We start from the raw sequence: 19,483 nt of genomic DNA, 5'->3' as shown, positions 1-19,483 counted from the left end.
CAAGGTCATTCGAGGAGGCACAGATGGCGAAGAGCAAGCCGGTCAAGGATCCCGCCGCGGTCGGACCCGATCTCAGCCTGTACGCCGTCTACGCCGGCGCCGCGATCTTCGGAACGCTGTACGTGGCACTGCATCTGGGCAACGCGCTCTCGACGCCCTCGCAGAAGGTGCCCGTCAACCCCATCGAGATCATCGCGAACATGGCCCGCGGCGAACTGCGCTGGCCGGTCGCCTCCACGGTACTGGTCCTGCTGGTCATCGCCGCGATCATCGGATTCCTGATGTTCCGCAAGTCCTCGGCCGCCAAAGCGAGCAAGGGCAGGCTCCCGGTCGACGCCAAGGCCGACAAGATGGGCAACGGCGGCGCGATCACCGCGCTGACCGAAGCGGGCGTGCGGGAGAAGGCCAAACAACTCGGCATCGCCCTCGGCACCGAGGACAGCCCCGGCGTGCCGATCGGCATCGGCGTCGCCGACGGCCAGATGCTCTACGGCTCCTACGAGGACCTGCACATCGACATCTGGGGTCCGCGTCAGGGCAAATCGACCTCGCGCGTCATCCCGGCCATCCTCACCGCCATCGGCCCCGTGCTGGCCACCTCGAACAAACGCGACGTGGTCGACGCGACCCGGGATGTGCGCCACGCCAAGGGAAGTCCCACCTTCGTGTTCGACCCGCAGGGCGTCGCCGCCGAATCGCCGACCTGGTACTGGGACCCGCTGAAATGGGTCGACCCGCGCCGCCCCGGCTACGAGATGCGCGCCGCCCGACTCGCCGGCCACTTCGCCGACGGCGACGACGGCTCCGACGCCAAACGCGACGCGTTCTTCGACCCCGAGGCCGAAGACCTGCTCGCCAGCCTGTTCCTCGCCGCCGCGGTGGCCCGCGAGCCGATCACCAAGGTCTGGGAATGGGTCACCCACCCCAGGGACGAGACGCCGATCAAACTGCTGCGCGACGCGGGCCACGGCTTCAGCGCCGACGGCCTGGCCGGGCAGTACCAGACCGACGAACGCACCCGCAGCGGCGTCTTCGGCACCGCCAAGAAGATGGTGCGCTGCCTGAAACTGACCAACGTGCACGACTGGGTCACCCCCGGGGAGACCGTCCTGCCCGACGGTCACGCCGTCCAGCGCGGCCTGTTCGACGAATTGCAGTTCATCCAGGCCAACGGCACCCTCTACAGCCTGTCGCTGGAAGGCCGCGGCTCGGCGGCCCCGCTGGTCAGCGCCCTGACCGAGGCCGTCATCGACGTCGCCATGCACAAGGCGTCGATGTCGCGCGGCGGCCGCCTGGACATCCCGTTGCTCGCCGTCCTCGACGAAGCGGCCAACGTGGTGCGCTGGAAGGATCTGCCCAAGCAGTACAGCCACTTCGGCTCGCGTGGCATCGTCGTCATGACGGTGTTGCAGTCCTGGGCACAGGGCGCGCGCTGCTGGGGCGAGGACGGTATGTCCGCGCTGTGGTCGGCCGCCAACATCAAGGTCCTCGGCAGCGGCGTCGACGACACCAACTTCCTGCGCGACCGCTCCGAAGCGCTCGGCGAGTACGACGCCATCTCCCAGTCGGTCTCCGAATCCGCCAGCGGCAAGAGCTACTCCCGCTCGCTCGGCTCGTCCAAGACCTTCTCGGTCAACGGCCTGGCCACCCTGCCGCGCGGCCGCGTCATCGTGTTCTCCTCCGGCGCCCCGCCGGTCCTGGTGCGCACCGTGGCCTGGTGGGAAAGCGAATACGCCGTCGACGTCGAACGCTCCATCGCCAAGCACGACCCGTCCGAGAAGATCAAGATCCCCGACATCATCGGACTGCCCGCGAAGGCGAGATCCGGTGCGCAGGACCCGGTCTCGCTGGACAAGGGGCCCAGGGTCAAGCCCGCGCCGCGCGCGGAGGCACGTCAGCAGGAGGAGGTGCGACCGCAGTGAGCGACGACGAGATCATCGAGCCGGTATTCACCGATGTGACCGAGTTCGTGGGCGTCTTCCTGGTGCAGATCTACCAGCGTCAGGTCAGCGACAGCAGCGACACCGTGTGGTGTGAGCAATGGTGGCGACATCCGGAGGCCGTCGCCCGGCTCGACGCGCTGTGGCGGGCGTGGGAGCGCCTGCAACGCGACGAGCGGGCCGGTCTGAGCATCTGGCTGCTCGACTACGCCGACAAACACATGGGCATGCTGCTCAATCCGCGCGGTCCGTTCAAATATTGCAGTGTGCGGCACGGTCACGTGGAGCGGATCCAGCCCTTGCCGTGCGACCCTCCGCCGGCAGGCCACCCTACGGAGCGGCTGGTCGGGCTGCCGAAATGGGTGTACCCGAGTGTGGACTCGTTCGTGCGCGAGTATCTGAGCGAGGTGTTCCGCCGTCCGGTCATCGACGTGAGCGACGCGGTGTGGTGCCCGCAGTGGTGGCGTCATCCCGAGGCGGTGCTGCGACTCGAGGCGCTGTGGCGGGCTTGGGAACATCTGCGCAACGAGGCGTCCACCGGCCTGAGCGAGTGGATCACCGAGCACGCCGATATGCATCTGGCGTTGCTGTTCAACCCCAAGGGGCCGTTCAAGTACTGCGACGCGCGGGGCGGGCACCGGAGTAATCCGGACCCGCTCCCGGTCGCGTCTGAATTGGAGGGGATGTTCAGCAATCCCGTCCAGAGCGAGACGCCGGTGAACTAGCGACTGCGTTCGAGCCCGCGGGCGAGTTCTTGCTCGCGGGTGAGATTGCGGTGCGGAGCGTCGTGGGACCGCGTGCGAGCGGCCTCTTCGACCGGTGCGCCCTGGCCCAACTCGACCAGCATCCGCACTTTCGCCAACTCCGGTGCGACCCCGATGCGGGCCAGATGCGCCGCGATGGCGGAGCGGCGTTCGGGGGAGTCGTAGCGTATCTGCGGCGTGGCCGACGACGCTCCCGCGAGACTCGCCTCGCGCTGCGGACTGAACTTGTCCTTGTCCAGGGAGATCCCCGGACTGGGTACCGCTTTCTCGACCATCCGCGCCAACTCGACGTTGCGCGGGTCCTTCGCCTTGGCGTCCCTGGCCTCGCGCACCTGGAGTTCTCTGGCCTCCTTGATGCGGGCCTCGGTGATCTTCACCCTGGCCTCGGCTTCTTTCTGACCACGTTCGCGGGTCTTGAGCGCGACGAGTGTCGCGATCTGCAACATGGTCTTCATCATCGCCGCTGTCTCCGCGCCGATGTCGTCCAGTTCCTCGGACATGGCTGCTCCCCGATGCCGCAGTGCTCTCTATGGATTGTGGTGTTTCGTCACGGACACCGCCCGACCGGAGGTATTCCGATCCGACGGCATCCCCGCCTGCACAACGTGGACACCCAGAAGCACCCGAAGGTGACATCCCCGCAGGAGCCTACCCGCGGGAGACGACTACGCCTCGCGTACTCCTCGTTCGAGAATACCCGACAAAGGGCGAACACAACCGTGCGGACGTGCCCGTGAAATCCAGGATATCGCGGCCGGAAACGGCGTGCCGGCGGAAGTGACACACCTCCTTCCGAACGAAAACACCCCCCGCCGGCGCGGCGAGGGGTGTATGCGCGGGGGTGCGTCAGCGGTCGAGGCGCACCGACTGGATCGTCACCGGGGTGTTGGGCTTGCCGTCGCCGGGCCCGTTGGAGTTGTCCTGGCCCGCGGCCGCGATCTTGTCCAGCGTGCCCAGCGAATCCTCGTCCACGGTGCCGAAAATCGTGTACTGGGGCGGGAGTTGGGAATCGCCGTAGACGATGAAGAACTGGCTGCCGTTGGTGGCCTTGCCGTCGATGCCGGTGGAGTTGGTCGACCGGTTGGCGTTGGCCATGGCCAGCACGCCGCGCTTGTAGTCGATCGGGGACTGGGCGGCGGGGTCGTCGACGGCGTACTGGTCCGTCGGGTACTCGTTGTCGAATTCGTAACCGGGGCCGCCCATTCCGGTGCCGACCGGATCGCCGCACTGGAGCACCTTGAGGCCCTCGCCCGCGGTGAGGCGGTGGCAGGAGGTGTCGTTGAAGTAGTCCTGGCTGACCAGGTTCATGAAACTGTTGACCGTGCAGGGGGATTCGGCGTTGTTCAGGGTCAGGCCCAGCGGTCCGGCCGTGGTCTCCACGCTGAGGCTGACGCGCGCGTCGTTCCCGGTAGTCGGCACCTCGGTCTTCTGCGGTTTGGTGACCGGCTTGTCGGCCGGGGTGCGCCCGTCACGGTAGGTGCAGGTGACCTTCTCGGGCTTGGCGGCGGCCTGCGGCGGCGCCGCGGTGAGCGAGGCGTCCTTCGGTTCGGCGGAGTTCTCGCCGTCCTCGCCCTTGGTGAGGAAGTAGACGCCGGTGACCGCCGCGACCACGACGACGACGCCGAGCACCGATCCGGCGATCGTGAGTCGCTTGCGCTTGCGCGCCCGTTCGGCCCGGGACGCCAGTTGGCGCTCCAGCTTGCGCTTGGCCGCTGCTCGTCGCTGTTCGTTGCTCGGCACTGACAGTTCCTCCCGTTATCCGGTCCTTTCCGGGGAACAGTGTGCCATCCCCTCCTGAGAGTTCCCCCGGGTAGACGCGCCCGGCCGCGCCGCCCCCGCCCGATACCGGTTGGACTTGGCGGCCCGCGGTGGTGGAAACTGGACCACCGTGACCAAGACCAGCAGCTTCACCGCCCCGAAGGGGGTTCCCGACTACGTCCCGCCCGGCTCCGCCGAGTTCGTCGCCGTGCGCGACGGCTTGATCCGCGCCGCCACCCTCGCCGGATACGGACATGTCGAGCTGCCGATCTTCGAGGAGACGGCCCTGTTCGCCCGGGGCGTCGGCGAGTCCACCGACGTGGTCAGCAAGGAGATGTGGACCTTCGCCGACCGCAACGGCCAGAGCTACACGCTGCGTCCCGAGGGCACCGCCGGGGTCATGCGCGCGATCATCCAGCACGGGCTCGACAAATCGGCCCAGCTGCCGATCAAGGTGGTCTACGCGGGGCCGTTCTTCCGCTACGAGAACCCGCAGGCGGGCCGCTACCGGCAGTTGCAGCAGGTCGGCGTCGAGGCCGTCGGCGTGGACGACGCGGCGCTGGACGCGGAGGTGATCGCGATCGCCGACGCGGGTTACCGCGCGCTCGGACTGACCGATTTCCGCCTGGAGATCACCTCGCTGGGCGATGACACCTGCCGTCCCCGCTACCGCGAACTGCTCACCGAGTTCCTGGAGCGGCTGCCGCTGGACGAGGCCACCAGCCGCCGGGCCGAGATCAACCCGTTGCGGGTGCTCGACGACAAGCGGCCCGAGGTCAAGGCGATGACCGCCGACGCGCCGCTGATGATCGATCACCTCTCGGAGTCGGCCAAAGCACACTTCGAGCAGGTCCTGAGGCATCTGGACGCGCTGGGCGTGCCGTACGTGGTGAACCCGCGGATGGTGCGCGGGCTGGACTACTACACCAAGACGACCTTCGAGTTCGTCCACGACGGTCTCGGGGCGCAGTCCGGCATCGGCGGCGGCGGCCGCTACGACGGCCTGATGGCCCAGCTCGGCGGCGCGCCGCTGTCCGGTATCGGCTTCGGTCTCGGCGTCGATCGCACCGTGCTCGCGTTGCGCGCCGAGGGCAAGCCCGCGGGTGATCCGTCCAGTTGCGCGGTCTTCGGCGTGCCGCTGGGCGAGGCGGCCAAGCAGCGCCTGGTGGTGCTGGCCGCACGACTGCGGGCGGCGGGCATCCGCGTAGACCTGGCCTACGGCGATCGTTCGATCAAGAGCGCGATGAAGGTGGCCGATCGCTGCGGCGCCCGTTTCGCGCTGGTCCTCGGCGATCGGGATCTGGCCGAGAACACGATCGGGGTGAAGGATATGGGTACCGGCGACCAGTGGCAGATCGGTCTGGACGAGGTCGTCGCGGTCTTGTCGGCGGAACTGGCGACCTAGCCGGGAAGGTTCCGCCCGTCGCAACGACCCCGCGCCGCCGCCGGTACGGGTTATCCTTTCGGCGCACCGATGGTGCGGCGAGTGTGGAGAGGCGTGGCGGTGGAGTCGAATCCCGGGGGCGCGGAGGCTGTTTCGGCGATCGGCCTCGATCTGGTCGCCCCCGAGGTCTACGCGCCGGTGCTGCGCCGCCTGGCGCTCGCGGCGACCGGTATCGGCGTCGGCGCGGCCCTGCTGGCGGCCACGGTGCTGCACTGGCCGATCGCGGTGGCGATCGGGGTCGTGGTCGGCGCGCCGACGGTCGGCTACGCGTTCGCGGTCCGGCGCAGGCGGATGTGGTTGTCGGGCAGTGTCATCCACGTGCAGCGGCTGCTCGGGGAGCGGCGGATCGACCTGGCCGCGGCGACCGGGGTCGAGCTGGTCGTCTGGCCCGCGCGGTTGAGTCGCATCGCGCTGCGTGTCACGGCCGGACCGGACACCCAGACGATCCCGCTGGCCATGTACACCGACAGCGGCAGTGGACGTGAACTGCACCTGCTGGGTCTGCGCCGCCTGGCCGACGCGCTCGCCTCGGGCACGCTGGCCTCCGCGGTGGCGGTGTCGGCGGTGCTGATCCAGCAGTTGCGGGCCGAGGCCCGTGACGCCGCGCTGGGCGAGCGCCCGCTGTACCGGGCGGTGCGCTCGGCGCGCGGCCAGGACGTGGTCTCGCCGATCGTGCTGACCGATCGCGAGGTCGCCGAACTCGGCTGAGGAGGGTCCCACGGGAGTCACTGTCGCGTACCTCACGCCCGGACCGCCGCGTCGGTGAGACTCGATAGGGTTGGGAACGAGTTCGTTGTCCACCCGACGCAAGGAGTCCCGCTCGTGAGCACCGTTCGCAACGCGCCCGTGACCGTCGCCGTGACCGGTGCGGCCGGACAGATCGCCTACGGGCTGCTGTTCCGGATCGCCTCGGGCGCGATGCTCGGCTCCCGGACTCCGGTGCGTTTACGGCTGCTGGAGATCCCCGCGGCGGTGAGCTCGCTCGAGGGCGTCGCGATGGAACTCGAGGACGGCGCGTTCCCGCTGCTGGAGTCGATCGACATCAGCGACGATCCGTGGGTCGGCTTCGACGGGGCGAACGTGGCGCTGCTGGTCGGCGCGCGTCCGCGCACGGCGGGTATGGAGCGCGGTGATCTGCTCGCCGCCAACGGCCCGATCTTCACCGAGCAGGGGCAGGCCATCAACGCGGGCGCGGCGGCCGACGTGAAGGTCCTCGTGGTCGGCAATCCGGCCAACACCAACGCCTACATCGCCATGAACAACGCCCCCGACGTGCCCGCCGAGCGGTTCACCGCGATGACGCGCCTGGACCACAACCGCGCGGTCGCGCAGTTGGCCAAGAAGTCCGGCAAGCCCGCGGAGTCCATCGCCCGCGTCGCGATCTGGGGCAACCACTCGGCCACGCAGTACCCCGACATCACCCACGCCACCATCGACGGCCGCCCCGCCCTGGAAGTGGTCCCGGACCGCACCTGGCTGCGCGAGGATTTCATCCCGACCGTGCAGCAGCGCGGCACGGCCATCATCCAGGCCAGGGGCGCGTCCTCGGCGGCGAGCGCGGCCAGTGCCGCGATCGACCACATCCACGACTGGGTGCTCGGTACCCCGGAGGGTGACTGGACCTCGATGGCGGTGCCCAGCGACGGGTCCTACGGCGTCCCGGAAGGGCTGATCAGCTCCTTCCCGGTCACCTGCGCGGACGGCGCCCACCGCGTCGTGACCGGTCTGGAGATCGACGAGTTCTCCCGCGCGCGCATCGACGCGGGCGTCGCCGAACTCGAACAGGAGCGCGACGCCGTGGTCGACCTCGGTTTCGTCAAGCGGGGCTGAGACAAGCGGGGCTGAGTCGCCGGCCGGTCGGTCAGCCGACCGTCCACGTCTCGCGGCCGTTGAGCAACGCCTGGAGCGAATCCGGCCCGAGCGGTGCGCGTGCGCGTGCCGTCTCGGTCTGGGCGCGCACGCCGTCGTCGTAGGTGGGCCGCGAGACGCTGCGGAACACCCCGGTGACGACGTGGTCGAGGGCCTGGTCGGACAGCCGCGACAGCGCGTAGGCGTATTCCGGGTCGTCGGCGTAGGCGTCGTGTACCACCACCTCGGCCGCGCCGACGTCCTCGGTCCGCGCCACCGTGAGCCCGAATCCCTTGCGCACCACCGCGAATTCCCCGTCGGTGCCGAAGGTGACCGGTTCGCCGTGCCGCAACGGGATCAGGTGGTCGGCGGCGTTGTCGCGGCGCAGCGCGTCGAAGGAGCCGTCGTTGAAGATCGGGCAGTCCTGCAGGATCTCCACGAACGAGGTGCCGCGGTGTTCGGCGGCGGCGCGCAGCACCTCGGTCAGGCCCGCGCGGTCGGAGTCCAGTGCCCGCGCCGCGAAGGTGGCCTCCGCGCCGAGCGCCACCGACAGCGTGTTGAAGGGATGGTCCACCGACCCCATCGGCGTGGATTTGGTGATCTTGCCGGGTTCGGAGGTGGGGGAGTACTGGCCCTTGGTCAACCCGTAGATGCGGTTGTTGAACAGCAGGATCGTCATGTTGACGTTGCGGCGCAGCGCGTGGATGAGGTGGTTGCCGCCGATGGACAGCGCGTCCCCGTCGCCGGTGACCACCCAGACCGACAGGTCGGGGCGGGTGACGGCCAGTCCGGTGGCGATCGCGGGCGCGCGGCCGTGGATGGAGTGGATGCCGTACGCCTCGAGGTAGTACGGGAACCGGCTCGAGCAGCCGATGCCGGAGACGAACATGAGGTTCTCGCGGCGCAGTCCGAGGTCGGCGAGGAAGCCGCGCACGGTGGCCAGGATGACGTAGTCACCGCAGCCGGGGCACCAGCGCACTTCCTGGTCGGTGGTGTAGTCCTTGGCCTTCTGTTTCTCGCTCGCGGCCGGTACGCCCGACAATCCGGTGAGGCCGAGATCGGTGCCGACGAGCGAGGTTTCGATGATGGTCATCTCAGTGTCCCCCGGTGGTGGGTGGGGCGGCCTCGGTCCGGTCGCCCGGTGCGGTGCGGTAGGTGGCCCGCGCGCGGGCGGCGAACCCCTTGTCCTGTTCCAGGTCGGTCAGTGTGCCGTCCAGGGCGGCGTCGATGACGCCGACGAGTTCCTGCGCGGAGAACGCGGTGCCCGCGATCTTGGTCCAGGGGTGGACGTCGACCAGGTACTTCGCGCGCAGCAGCAGGGCCAGTTGCCCGCCGTTCATCTCCGGGGTGACCACCACGCGGTAGCGGCGCAGCACCTCGCCGAGATTCGGCGGCAGCGGGTTGAGGTGGCGCAGGTGGGCCTGGGCCACCTCGACGCCGCGCCTGCGCGCGCGACGGCACGCCTCGCCGATCGGCCCGTAGGAGCTGCCCCAGCCCAGCATCAGCACCTCGGCCGCCCCGTCCGGGTCCTCGACCTCGATCTCGGGCACGTCGATGCCGTCGATCTTGGCCTGCCGCAGCCGAACCATGAGTTCGTGGTTGGCCGGATCGTAGGAGATGTTGCCGCTGCCGTCGGCCTTCTCGAGTCCGCCGATGCGGTGCGCGCGCCCGCGGGTGCCCGGCACGGCCAGCGGGCGGGCCAAGGTCTCCGGGTCGCGGGCGTAGGGCTGGAAACCCGCCTCGTCCTCGGCGTCGGGTTCGTAGGCCGGGTCGATGCGTTCGAGATCCTCGACGCGCGGGATCGACCACGGCTCGGACCCGTTGGCGATCGACCCGTCCGACAGCAGCAGCACCGGGGTGCGATAGGTGAGCGCGACGCGCGCCGCCTCGACCGCCGTGGCGAAGCAGTCCGCGGGCGAGCGCGGAGCCAGCACGGCCACCGGGGATTCGCCGTTGCGGCCGTAGAGGGCCTGCAACAGGTCGGCCTGTTCGGTCTTGGTGGGCAGGCCGGTGGACGGTCCGCCGCGTTGCACGTCGACGATCACCAGGGGCAGTTCGGTCATCACCGCGAGGCCGATGGTCTCGCTCTTGAGCGCCAGACCCGGCCCCGAGGTGCTGGTGACCCCGAGCGCGCCGCCGAGCGAAGCGCCCAGCGCCGCACCGATTCCCGCGATCTCGTCCTCGGCCTGGAAGGTGGTGACCTCGAAATTCTTGTGCTTGCTCAGCTCGTGCAGGACGTCGGAGGCCGGGGTGATCGGGTAGGTGCCGAGGAACACCGGCAGGTCCGCGAGCCTGCCCGCGGTGACCAGGCCGTAGGCCAGCGCGGTGTTGCCGGTGATCTGGCGGTAGGTGCCCGGCGGCAGCGCGGCGGGGGCGATGGCGTAGGTGGTGGCGAACGCCTCGGTGGTCTCGCCGTAGTTCCAGCCCGCCCGGAAGGCCAGCACGTTGGCCTCGGCGATCTCGGGTTTGGCGGCGAACTTCTCGCGCATGAACCGCTCGGTGCCGCCGAGCGGTCGCCCGTACATCCACGACAGCAGGCCGAGGGCGAACATGTTCTTCGCGCGCTGCCCGTCCTTCTTGCCGACGCCGGTGGGTTCGGTGGCGCCCAAGGTCAGCGAGGTCATCGGCACCTGGTGCACGGTGAAGTCGGTGAGGCTGCCGTCGGCCAGCGGGTCGGCGGCGTAGCCGACCTTGGTCAGGTTGCGTTTGGTGAATTCGTCGGTGTTGACGATGATCGTGCCGCCGCGCGGCAGATCCTCGACATTGGCCCTCAACGCGGCGGGATTCATCGCCACCAGCACGTCGGGCTGATCGCCCGCGGTGAGGATGTCGTAGTCGGCGATCTGGATCTGGAACGACGACACCCCCGGTAGCGTGCCCTGTGGCGCGCGGATCTCGGCGGGGAAATTGGGCTGGGTGGCGAGATCGTTGCCGAAGGCCGCTGCCTCGTGGGTGAACCGATCGCCGGTCAGCTGCATGCCGTCGCCGGAGTCGCCGGCGAATCTGATGACGACCTTTTCCAATGTGGCTGCGCCGACATCACTTTGGTGCGAGACCATATGTCTGCTTCACTTCCTCGTCGCGTGGGAGGTGCCAGTCGCCAAAGTACTCCGACCGGCGAGGTGCGCGCGGGTGAAGCGCGGGGCCGGTCCGGAAATTGCCGCGGTGGGCTCAGCCGAACAGCGTGAGCTGCGGATCGGCGGGCGCGGCGGCGCTCGGCGCGTCCGCTTCGGCGGATTCGCGCCGACCGTTCAACCCGTGCCGCTCCAGCAGGGGGACGACCCGCTCGCGCAGCGTCGCGGCATAGGCCGGGTCGACGTTCGCGCCCCGGTACAGCTGCCGGTAGCGGGGGAGCAGGGCGGGCCGGTGCTCGGCGAGCCAGGCCAGATACCAGCCGCGGGTCGCGCCGTTGAGCCGCAGCGGCAGGGTGACCGCCGAGGCCGCGCCCGCGCCGGCGATCGCGCCGAACAGCGCGTCGAGGTGGGCCGGGTCGTCGGTGAGGTGCGGCAGGATCGGGGCGACCATCACGTTCACCGCGAATCCGGCCTCGGTCAGCGCGCCGATCAGGTCCAGCCGCGCCCGCGGGGACGGTGTGCCGGGTTCCATGCCGCGATGCAGGTCCGGGTCGAGGATGGCCAGCGAGATCGCCAACCGGACGGGTACCGAGCGCGCGGCCTCGCGCAGCAGCGGCAGATCGCGGCGCAGCAGCGTGCCTTTGGTGAGCACGGAGAACGGGGTGCCGGATTCGGCGAGGGCGGCGATGATGCCGGGCATCAGCCGGTAGCGGCCCTCCGCGCGCTGGTAGGGGTCGGTGTTGGTGCCCAGCGCCACCGGTTCGCGTCGCCAGGACCGGCGGCGCAGTTCGGCGCGCAGGACCGCGGCGACATTGGTCTTCACCACGATCTCGGCGTCGAAATCGCGGCCCGCGTCCAGGTCGAGGTATTCGTGGGTGGGGCGGGCGAAGCAGTAGCGGCAGGCGTGCGAGCACCCGCGCATCGGATTGATCGTCCAGCCGAAGGGCAGCGAGGAACTTCCGGCGACCTTGTTCAGCGCGCTCTTGCAGAGCACTTCGTGGAAGGTGACGCCATCGAATTCGGGGGTGCGGACCGAGCGGACGAACCCGGCCCTGGCCAGGCCGGGCAGCGCGCCGTCCTCGGCCGCGAGGGTCTGGTTCTGCCACCGCACCCCCTCAGTCGAACATGTGTTCTAATGTCGTGTCAAGCGACCTCGCCCGCGCGACCGCGCGCGAACACCTGCGGATCGGCGAAGAATTCCACCAGGTCGCGCACCGTCTCGTCGGTCGGGCGCGGCTGGTAGCCGAGTTCGCTCGTGGCCTTGGTGTGGTCGACGACCGGCGCCGAGACCAGCGCGCCCAGTGCCGCCTTGGACACGATGTCGGTGCGCAGCAGTTTGCCGACCGGCGCGAGCGCGGGGATCAGTCTGCCGACCAGTTTCGGGGAGATGGTGAAACGCGGTCCGGTGGAGTTGCCGTGTTTGGCGGCCAGCCTGCACAGGTCCGGCATGGTGATCATCTCCCCGCCGAGCAGGTAGTTCTCACCGGTGCGGCCGCGTTCGCCCGCCAGGATCAGTCCTTCGGCGACGTCGCGCACGTCGACCAGGTCGAAACCACCGTCGATCATCGCGGGGATGCGGCCCGCGGCGGCGTCGCGCAAGGTGCGGTTGATGCGCGAGAGCGGCGTGCCGAAATCCGCCGGGCCGAAGACGCCGGTGGGGTTGCACAGCACCGCGTCCAGGCCGTCCTCGATCACGGCGCGCAACTCGATCTCGCCCGCCCACTTGGACCGGTCGTAGACGGGCAGTTTCGGATCGGTCGAGCGCGCCGACTTCTCGCTGATGTGCCCGCCGCAGGTGTACTGGTCGAAAGCGTGGATGGAACTGGCGTGCACGACGCGGCGCACCCCGACGGCCTTGGCGGCCTCGGCGACCACCCGCACGCCCTGGGTGTTGACCCGCCAGGCGAGGTCGTTGCGGTCGGCCAGGGTGATGACGGCGACCAGGTGGTAGACGATCTCCACGTCCGCGAGCGCCCCCCGCATCGACGCCGGGTCCAGGACGTCGCCCGCGACCCAGGTGACGCCGGGTCGCGCGGCGATCGCGGGCACCGCCCGGTCGATCGCCACGACCTCGTGGCCGCGCTCGACCAGCAGCGGGAGCAGATTCGTGCCAAGGTAGCCGGCTGCGCCGGTCACTGCGACCTTCATGAGACGAGAATATAGAACTTGTTCTAACATGCAAACTGCGTCGCAGACGCGCTGTTTTAGCGCTCATACAGCTACACGTTCCCGTTCTTGGCGTCGCCGCACATCGAGTCGGTGCATCCCGAAAATGGACCTGCTTCCGACAACCTCGGGGGTCGGGGATGGCCGCGTGACCGACACCGGAAAAGCAGCTCTCGGGATGGCGGCGCCACCGCGGTCGAGCTCGGGCGGGCGAGTCCCCGAGGCCGACCAAGAACTCGACTACGGTCTTTGCGGGTCGCTACGATCGCGGCGATGCACACCGACCTGATGCTCGATTCGTTGGCTGGGCTGTCCGTGGGGGATGCGCTGGGCCAGCGATTTCCCGTCATACGCCGGACCGTCGCCGACGTTCTGGCGGGTGATATCCCGGATGAGCTGTGGGAGTGGACCGATGACACCGAGATGGCGTGTGCCGTCGTTCTCGAGCTCGATCGACGCGGCGACATCGATCCGGACCTGCTGGCCGCCGAATTCGCGGCCCGGTGGGATCCTCGGCGCGACTACGGATTCGCCACGGCGACGACGCTGCGCCGGGTTCGGGACGGCGTGCGGTGGGAGGACGCGGCCGCAGCCGCGTTCGGCGGTGGAGGTTCCTGCGGCAACGGCGCGGCGATGCGGGTCGCGCCGTTGGGCGCCTACTACGCGCGGGACACGGACCGGATCGTCGCCCAAGCGGTTCGATCGGCGCGGGTGACCCATACGCATCCCGAAGGAGTCGCCGGGGCGATCGCGGTGGCCTTGGCGGCGGGACAAGCCGCGCGCGCTCGACTGACCGGTGCGCCGCTCGCACCGCACGACCTCCTCACCGCCGTCATCGACCGACTCGCGGATGGCGAGACGAGCCGAGGGGTGCGCCAGGCCCGCACACTGCTCGGCGCGCCCGTCGTGGAGGCCGCGCAAGCACTCGGCAACGGCTCCAAAGTGACCGCACAGGACACCGTGCCGTTCGCATTGTGGGCGGCGGCCACCCACCTGTCCGACTACCCCTGCGCTATCGCCGCCTGCCTCGCGGCGGACGGGGATATCGACACCACGAGCGCGATCGTCGGCGGTATCGTCGGCGCCTTCACCGGTCGCGGTACGAGCGCCGGTCGGGTCGGGGTGCCGCCGCAGTGGATCGCCGCCCGCGAACCGTTACCGCGATGGGTTTCCGCGATCAGTGCGCGAAACCGCCGGAAATCCCCGATCGAACGCCTACGCCACCGGCTTCCGGGCCGCTGAGGACCAGTTCACGGCGTGCAGCTTCGGCCGTCGCCACGCGAAACCGGATTGCCCTCCCGGTCATACCATTGGTTCGTTCCCGGTTCGCGGGTCCACCCCTCGAACTCGGTGCCCTCCAGATCGTCGGAGAACCGACCACCGAAGCCCGGCGTAACGCCTTCCGGAGCGGGGCCGACGACTCGACCGCGTTCCTCGAACGCGGCGAACATCTCCTCCGCGCGGGCGAGTTCCTCCGGCGAGGGAATCAATCCCAGTTCTTCGCCCTCTTCGCGGCTGTAGAAGATCCTGCCGCCCACTTCTCTCGGCACCACTGCCTCCTGGACTTCGACCATTGATCACCATTCGCCCGGTCACCGGGTCCGGCACCTTACTCTGTACGAAGAAGTTGGTGCCCGAGGGAAACAGGATCTCGTCCGGAGTGCCGTACGCGCTGTAGTCCCGCCCGGTCTTCGAGACGATCTGGAATTCGACATTGGAGTTGTTCACGATGAACTCGTTGGCACCCGCCGGGTTCGTACTCGCCGACATGAATCCCTTGTCCGTATAAGGCTGATTCGGCACGAACTCGTCCAACTGCTCCGCGGTGAGGTTGGTGTGCCGCTTGAGCGGTCCCTCATAGGCAGGCAGTTTGCCCAGCGCCTCGTTCATGGCGTCGATCTGACGCTGCTGTTCGGGGGTGGGAGTCTCACCGCTGCGCAGGACACCGGTCAAGGAGTTCCCGCGTGAGTCGCTGACACCTTGGGTGAGCACCCATCGATCTTGGTCGGTCAGTTCTCGGGCCACCACGGAGGGTTTGGGTTTGCCGCCCAGACGATCGAGAAGGTCGGTCAGCGCCTTGCCCGCTCGTTGCATCGCCGCCCAGGCGTCGTCCGCCAGACCTTTGAGCTGCGCCACCTTCCGACCACGCCAGGCGACCACCGCCGCTTTGATCTTCACTCCCCAGCGCCGGGCGGACTCGATCGCTTTCGCTCCGGCGACTACGCCTCCGACCCCTGTCAGAGCCGTGGCGACGTGTCGATGTCGGTCATGACGGCCGTGCCTCGGGTATCGGCGTCGCCGCCAACGCAGAGGCGGTCTCGAACAGCGCCGCCGAGTTCGCGCCCTTGCACAGCACCACTTCGCCGCCGCGCAACACCGAGGCGAGGACGTCGAGTAATTCTTCGCGGTGACCGAGGTGGGTGACTCGCGTCGCGCCTGCTTCGCGCGCGGCCGAGGCGATCAGACCGGCGTTGTCGAGGCGGACGGTGACGGGCACCCCGCATCCGTGTTGGCGGGGTGCCCGAGCGGTTCAGGGTAGTGCCAGTGTGCCGGTGTTCTCGTGGACGGTGACGACGGCGGCCAGGTCGGCGTAGGGGGCGGTGCCCAGGCTCCAGCGGTGCGCCCACTTCGACCACAGCAGGCGCGGTCCGTATTTGGCGGCCATCGCCTCGGCGACGAGTTCGAACGCCTCGCCGCGATCGAACAGCTTTACGGTGGCCTGGTGCTCACGCGAACCGAGTGCCGGACGCCCCCAGCGATCCCCGGCCTGCACGATCACCCGTCGGTCCCGGCGTAGACGCGCCGCCTGCGCCGAGTACGACGACAATCGAAATGCCAACCGCCCGTGCGACAACGGCACCACGAGTTTCGCGCGACTTTCCCGTCGCCCCGGACCGACCTGCTGGGTGACCAGGACCGTCTCCGCGTCCCACCACAGCGATCCCGGATGCCGCTCACCGGTGCCACCGACCACCGCTCGCGGTTTGTTCTGTTTCACTCCCGTCAAGAAATCTGATTTGGCAGCCATAGATATTAGATAGCAGTGCACACCGTTTCGTGCAACCGTGTACTCCACACTCTCGTGCCGGGAAGCGGACGCGACAGCTCGTCGGTCTCGTTACGAGCAAGGCCGATCATGGTCATCTCGAAGCTGTGCCGCCTCGTCGGGGCGGCCGCGCCCGCAGCGAGCGTGCGGCACCGGCCATCGAGTTCGCGGGTCTGCCGGCCAGTTCGTGGGCGATGGCCGCGGGGGCTCCGGGATCGGCGATCAGCGGAATCGGCGATTGTTCCCCAGGCGTGGACAGCGTCTACCCCGCCCAAACGCGGGGATCGGTCCTGGGCTGCTGGGGCGCGGGTGTGGGCAATCGGCTGACGATCGTGTGCCGTCCTGCCGCTCGACTCAGCGAATACCGTTGTGGGAAGCGGTGTTCGCGCGAACGGCGCGGTGTGCGAGTAGGTGGACCGTTCGAGTGCTCCGGGTGTGCTCAACCGAAGGCGGGGTCGTCGTGACCGGGGCAAGGATCGCTGAGGTTCGCGCGGCGGATTTCTGCGGCGTGGGACCGCAGCCGTTCGGGTAGGACGCGCAGCAGGATGGTGTCGCCGTGGTGGCGCAGGGTCGCGGTCCGCCGGGAGAACGCCAGTCCGTAGCCGATCACGGAGAAGGAATCGGTGCTCAGGACCTGGCGAGCGAGCGAGTCGACGGTGACGCGGACCGCCAACTCCTCGAGCGCCGCGGCGAGTTGGGCGGTGGTGCCCAACAGTTCGGTGTTCCACCACAGGGCGTGCCCCGGAAGCCACCACACCGAGACGCGGGCTTCCAGATACGAGGTCTTCTCACCTTTCGCACTGTCCATGGTTTCGCGGGTCTACCCGGCGCGGTTCACGCCAAGCTGTCCCGCACGACCCTGTCACCGAGCTGTGATCGCGGGCTGAAACGACCGGATCGGTCCGGTCTCGGGGTCTCGGCTGATCGCGGTTCCGGCCGCTGTTCGGTCACGGTTGCACGGGTAACCCAGATTCTTGACTGGCGTTCAAGAAGTCTCTACCGTGACTGTGAACCGCTTCTTGGATGGCGTCCAAGAAGCGTGGTGGTGAAACGGGAGGACGCGAGTCATGGAAATCAGTGGGTCCGCCGATCGGCGTGAGGCGGAATCGGTGCGGCGGCGTGAGGTCTGGTTCCCCTCCGGCCGGGACGAGTGCGCGGCGTGGCTGTACTCCGCCCCTGATCTGACGGCTCCGCGTCCGATGGTGATCATGGGGCACGGGCTCGGGGCGGTGCGGCAGATGCGCCTGGATGCCTACGCGCAACGCTTCGCCGAGGCGGGGTGGTCGGTGCTGGTGTTCGACTACCGGCATCTCGGGGCCAGCGGCGGAGCGCCGCGCCAGCTCCTCGACATCGGCCGCCAACGCGCCGACTGGCATGCCGCCCTGGCCTTCGCGCGCACCCTGCCGGAGGTCGATGTCGACCGGATCGCGGTGTGGGGCAGCTCGTTCGGCGGCGGTCATGTCCTCCGGGTCGCTTCCGAGGACACCGGGATCGCGGCGGTCGTGGCTCAGTGCCCCTTCACCGACGGCCCGGCGTCGTTGCGCGCGCGTCTACGGACCGGCCCGCTGAGCGCGGCAGCGCTGACAGTGGCCGGCGTCCTGGACACGGTCGGGTCCTGGTTCGGCGCGAAACCGATCCTGATGCCGATGGCGGGGACGTCCTGGATGCCCGCGTTCGTGGCCTCACCCGACGCCCTCGCCGGCGCTTCGGCACTGCTGCCCGCGGGGACCCGGCTCTCGCGGCGCACCAGCGCGTTGTTGGAGCGGCTGCCCTCGGTGCGGGCTCGGGTGTCGAACAACATCGCGCTGACCGAGGACGACGGCGGGCGAGAACCCGCGACCGGCGTCGGTCGCGACAGCGTGTGGGGTGTATTACGCGGCCCCGACGGTGCATTCGATGCCGCCAACGCCCTGGCCGCACGTCTGGTGCTGCGCCTTCCGCTCGATCGGCCCGGTCGCGCGCTGGCTCACTCCAGCACCCCGACGCTGCTGTGCGTCTGCGACAACGACGCCGCAGCGCCCGCGAAGACCACGAAGCGTCACGCCCACGGCTTGGCCCACGTGCACCTGCAGAACTACCCGTGCGACCACTTCGACATCTACGTCGGCGAACACTTCGAACGCGCCGTACGCGACCAACTGTATTTTCTGGCAACACACTTCGACTACACCGCACACGCCACCCAGGTCGCCCCCGGCTCGTGAACGCGCGCGGACCCGGCGCTCAGCCGGCCGCGGCGAGGCCGCGAGCGCTGGCCAGCAACGTCTCGATCACCGCGCGCCGCTGGGTCTGCTCGCTCGGATGCGTCAGCAGGCCCTCGACCACGAAAACGCCGATCGCGACCAGCGCATCCACCTCGTGGCCGGGCACGCCGAGCTCGATCAGCTCCACCCGGAACAACCCCTCGGCCATCGCGTGGAACCGCTCGTGCCACTCCCGAACGGCGGCGGACTCCTCGGCGCGCGTGTGCACCGTGCTCACCAACCGGCCCAGTTGCTCCAATTCCTCGACCAGCCACAACAGCCGATCAGTCAGCCCCGAGCCCAGCACTTCGCCGTAAGCCGTGAGCGAGTCGGCCAGGACCGCGTCCAGGACCGCGATCAGCACCGCGTCCTTGTCCTGGAAGTACCAGTACAGCGTGTTCGACACCACCCCGGCCTCGCGGGCGATCCGCGTCATCGACGCCGCGTCGTATCCCTGCTCGACGAACAACCGCCGAGCGGCCACCACGATCTCCGCGCGCTTCTCTTCCCGATCCCGCGGACGTCTGTTGCGAGGCATCTCCAGTCCTGACCTAGTCCCAGCCCCGATGCTATCTTGGCCCCCGCCCAAGAAGCGCCCCGGCGGGAGAACTGTCGAACAGACGAGCTGACCAACGCGTACCACGCGTCCACCATCCGGCCTCCTCGTTGCTGCGACACAACCTGGACGGCACCGCGTCCGTCGCCGAAGAAGTTCTGGCGCATGGTGTTACCCTCGCGGATCGGCCGGTCGTGGCCGGCATCGGGGCATCGGCCAACGCCTCGGCCTCCCTCTCGATTTCGCCTCGGTCGTCGCTGCGGCAGAGAATGTGCCGGACCGTATTCGGGTCGATCGACGGCAGGCGTCCGGCCAACAGGGCGTCGCCTCGTTCGCCGCTCGCCGGGTTGTCGGCTCGGGGTTGGTCGTGCTCGAGCAGCATGTGTCCGATCTCGTGCGGCACGATGGGCTGGGCGTGCGCCGTCGTGGTCGTAGACGATCGGATCGTCGTTCACGTTCCCCGTTCTCTCGAGGGCTTGAACATCAGCTCGAGTTTCAGGTAACCGGTCGTGCCGGGACTCAGCTCTCAGACGGAGGGGTCGGGGGTGGCGGACCCGCGCGTAATTGCGCGTTGTCGGCGCGCAGTTCGGTGTTGTCGTCTTCGAGGTCGGTGTTGGCGGCGCGTAGTGCGGCGTTGTCGTCCT

At 69.1% G+C, this 19,483-nt stretch carries 18 protein-coding genes; 7 read left to right on the top strand and 11 right to left on the bottom strand.

Translation table 11 applies throughout. The features are described 5' to 3' along the window. Nucleotides 1-23 precede the first annotated feature (23 nt). Nucleotides 24-1,922: a type IV secretory system conjugative DNA transfer family protein gene (locus tag ON30_RS17265; protein WP_083911459.1), complete on the top strand. Its 1,899-nt coding sequence runs from the start codon at nt 24-26 to the stop codon at nt 1,920-1,922. Next, the gene (locus ON30_RS17255; RefSeq protein ID WP_245554091.1) at nt 1,919-2,665 is read left to right on the top strand and encodes a DUF4913 domain-containing protein; all 747 of its coding nucleotides are present in this window, start codon (nt 1,919-1,921) and stop codon (nt 2,663-2,665) included. The genes ON30_RS17265 and ON30_RS17255 overlap by 4 nt, the downstream gene beginning before the upstream one ends. Here the strand turns inward: ON30_RS17255 and ON30_RS17250 are convergent. Together ON30_RS17250 and ON30_RS17245 are read right to left on the bottom strand one after the other, a co-directional pair. Beyond that, nucleotides 2,662-3,204: a hypothetical protein gene (locus ON30_RS17250; protein WP_040708433.1), complete on the bottom strand. Its 543-nt coding sequence runs from the start codon at nt 3,202-3,204 to the stop codon at nt 2,662-2,664. The genes ON30_RS17255 and ON30_RS17250 overlap by 4 nt on opposite strands. A 346-nt stretch (nt 3,205-3,550) precedes the next feature. Next, entirely contained in the window at nt 3,551-4,444 is an 894-nt protein-coding gene (locus ON30_RS17245; protein ID WP_040708432.1) for a peptidylprolyl isomerase, read from the bottom strand. A 148-nt stretch (nt 4,445-4,592) separates the two neighbouring features. Between ON30_RS17245 and hisS the strand changes: the two genes are divergently transcribed. From hisS to ON30_RS17230, 3 genes are all read left to right on the top strand, one after another. Then, on the top strand, nt 4,593-5,867 hold the full coding sequence (gene hisS, locus ON30_RS17240; protein ID WP_040708444.1) for a histidine--tRNA ligase: 1,275 nt from the start codon (nt 4,593-4,595) through the stop codon (nt 5,865-5,867). Nucleotides 5,868-5,966: 99 nt separating this feature from the next. Next, nucleotides 5,967-6,614, top strand: coding sequence for a hypothetical protein (locus ON30_RS17235; RefSeq protein ID WP_040708443.1), 648 nt, complete (start codon nt 5,967-5,969; stop codon nt 6,612-6,614). Between the two features lie 114 nt (nt 6,615-6,728). After that, nucleotides 6,729-7,736, top strand: a complete 1,008-nt coding sequence (locus ON30_RS17230; RefSeq protein ID WP_040708431.1) for a malate dehydrogenase — start codon at nt 6,729-6,731, stop codon at nt 7,734-7,736. Nucleotides 7,737-7,767: 31 nt separating this feature from the next. Here the strand turns inward: ON30_RS17230 and ON30_RS17225 are convergent, their stop codons facing one another. The 4 genes from ON30_RS17225 to ON30_RS17210 form a co-directional block, all read right to left on the bottom strand. Then, nucleotides 7,768-8,847: a 2-oxoacid:ferredoxin oxidoreductase subunit beta gene (locus ON30_RS17225; RefSeq protein WP_040708429.1), complete on the bottom strand. Its 1,080-nt coding sequence runs from the start codon at nt 8,845-8,847 to the stop codon at nt 7,768-7,770. A gap of 1 nt (nt 8,848) precedes the next feature. Beyond that, nucleotides 8,849-10,813 carry a 2-oxoacid:acceptor oxidoreductase subunit alpha gene (locus ON30_RS17220; protein ID WP_040708428.1) on the bottom strand — a complete coding sequence of 655 codons (1,965 nt, stop codon included), beginning with the start codon at nt 10,811-10,813 and terminating at the stop codon, nt 8,849-8,851. A gap of 112 nt (nt 10,814-10,925) precedes the next feature. Beyond that, on the bottom strand, nt 10,926-11,939 hold the full coding sequence (locus tag ON30_RS17215; protein WP_040708426.1) for an Rv2578c family radical SAM protein: 1,014 nt from the start codon (nt 11,937-11,939) through the stop codon (nt 10,926-10,928). Nucleotides 11,940-11,971: 32 nt separating this feature from the next. Beyond that, complete coding sequence (locus tag ON30_RS17210) at nt 11,972-12,976, bottom strand: NAD-dependent epimerase/dehydratase family protein (protein WP_040708424.1); 1,005 nt, start codon at nt 12,974-12,976, stop codon at nt 11,972-11,974. A 291-nt stretch (nt 12,977-13,267) separates the two neighbouring features. Here ON30_RS17210 and ON30_RS17205 point away from each other — a divergent pair, with 291 nt between their 5' ends. Continuing rightward, nucleotides 13,268-14,236, top strand: a complete 969-nt coding sequence (locus ON30_RS17205) for an ADP-ribosylglycohydrolase family protein (protein WP_245554090.1) — start codon at nt 13,268-13,270, stop codon at nt 14,234-14,236. A gap of 8 nt (nt 14,237-14,244) precedes the next feature. Here the strand turns inward: ON30_RS17205 and ON30_RS17200 are convergent, their stop codons facing one another. The 4 genes from ON30_RS17200 to ON30_RS17185 form a co-directional block, all read right to left on the bottom strand. Beyond that, entirely contained in the window at nt 14,245-14,568 is a 324-nt protein-coding gene (locus ON30_RS17200; protein ID WP_157183762.1) for a hypothetical protein, read from the bottom strand. A 692-nt stretch (nt 14,569-15,260) separates the two neighbouring features. Beyond that, a complete protein-coding gene (locus ON30_RS17195; RefSeq protein ID WP_040708421.1) occupies nt 15,261-15,491 on the bottom strand; it encodes a hypothetical protein in 231 nt (76 codons plus the stop codon). Nucleotides 15,492-15,524: 33 nt separating this feature from the next. Further along, nucleotides 15,525-16,022: a PNPOx family protein gene (locus ON30_RS17190; protein WP_157183761.1), complete on the bottom strand. Its 498-nt coding sequence runs from the start codon at nt 16,020-16,022 to the stop codon at nt 15,525-15,527. Nucleotides 16,023-16,479: 457 nt separating this feature from the next. Further along, a complete protein-coding gene (locus ON30_RS17185) occupies nt 16,480-16,848 on the bottom strand; it encodes a hypothetical protein (RefSeq protein ID WP_040708419.1) in 369 nt (122 codons plus the stop codon). Between the two features lie 259 nt (nt 16,849-17,107). Here ON30_RS17185 and ON30_RS17180 point away from each other — a divergent pair, with 259 nt between their 5' ends. Continuing rightward, nucleotides 17,108-18,244, top strand: a complete 1,137-nt coding sequence (locus ON30_RS17180) for an alpha/beta hydrolase (protein ID WP_051029461.1) — start codon at nt 17,108-17,110, stop codon at nt 18,242-18,244. 19 nt (nt 18,245-18,263) lie between these two features. Here the strand turns inward: ON30_RS17180 and ON30_RS17175 are convergent, their stop codons facing one another. After that, entirely contained in the window at nt 18,264-18,821 is a 558-nt protein-coding gene (locus tag ON30_RS17175) for a TetR/AcrR family transcriptional regulator (protein ID WP_040708417.1), read from the bottom strand. Nucleotides 18,822-19,483 lie beyond the last annotated feature (662 nt).

This window comes from Nocardia takedensis NBRC 100417, assembly GCF_000308695.1.
Classification (GTDB): domain Bacteria; phylum Actinomycetota; class Actinomycetes; order Mycobacteriales; family Mycobacteriaceae; genus Nocardia; species Nocardia takedensis.
This window is presented reverse-complemented; position numbering and strand designations above follow the sequence as displayed.

Excerpts from the sequence above, each read along its gene's own strand:
- ON30_RS17265 (WP_083911459.1), top strand. The coding sequence starts at position 24 with ATGGCGAAGAGCAAGCCGGTCAAGGATCCCGCCGCGGTCGGACCCGAT.
- ON30_RS17250 (WP_040708433.1), bottom strand. The coding sequence starts at position 3,204 with ATGTCCGAGGAACTGGACGACATCGGCGCGGAGACAGCGGCGATGATG.
- ON30_RS17225 (WP_040708429.1), bottom strand. The coding sequence starts at position 8,847 with ATGACCATCATCGAAACCTCGCTCGTCGGCACCGATCTCGGCCTCACC.
- ON30_RS17220 (WP_040708428.1), bottom strand. The coding sequence starts at position 10,813 with ATGGTCTCGCACCAAAGTGATGTCGGCGCAGCCACATTGGAAAAGGTC.
- ON30_RS17210 (WP_040708424.1), bottom strand. The coding sequence starts at position 12,976 with ATGAAGGTCGCAGTGACCGGCGCAGCCGGCTACCTTGGCACGAATCTG.
- ON30_RS17205 (WP_245554090.1), top strand. The coding sequence starts at position 13,268 with ATGCACACCGACCTGATGCTCGATTCGTTGGCTGGGCTGTCCGTGGGG.
- ON30_RS17200 (WP_157183762.1), bottom strand. The coding sequence starts at position 14,568 with ATGGTCGAAGTCCAGGAGGCAGTGGTGCCGAGAGAAGTGGGCGGCAGG.
- ON30_RS17190 (WP_157183761.1), bottom strand. The coding sequence starts at position 16,022 with ATGGCTGCCAAATCAGATTTCTTGACGGGAGTGAAACAGAACAAACCG.
- ON30_RS17185 (WP_040708419.1), bottom strand. The coding sequence starts at position 16,848 with ATGGACAGTGCGAAAGGTGAGAAGACCTCGTATCTGGAAGCCCGCGTC.
- ON30_RS17180 (WP_051029461.1), top strand. The coding sequence starts at position 17,108 with ATGGAAATCAGTGGGTCCGCCGATCGGCGTGAGGCGGAATCGGTGCGG.
- ON30_RS17175 (WP_040708417.1), bottom strand. The coding sequence starts at position 18,821 with ATGCCTCGCAACAGACGTCCGCGGGATCGGGAAGAGAAGCGCGCGGAG.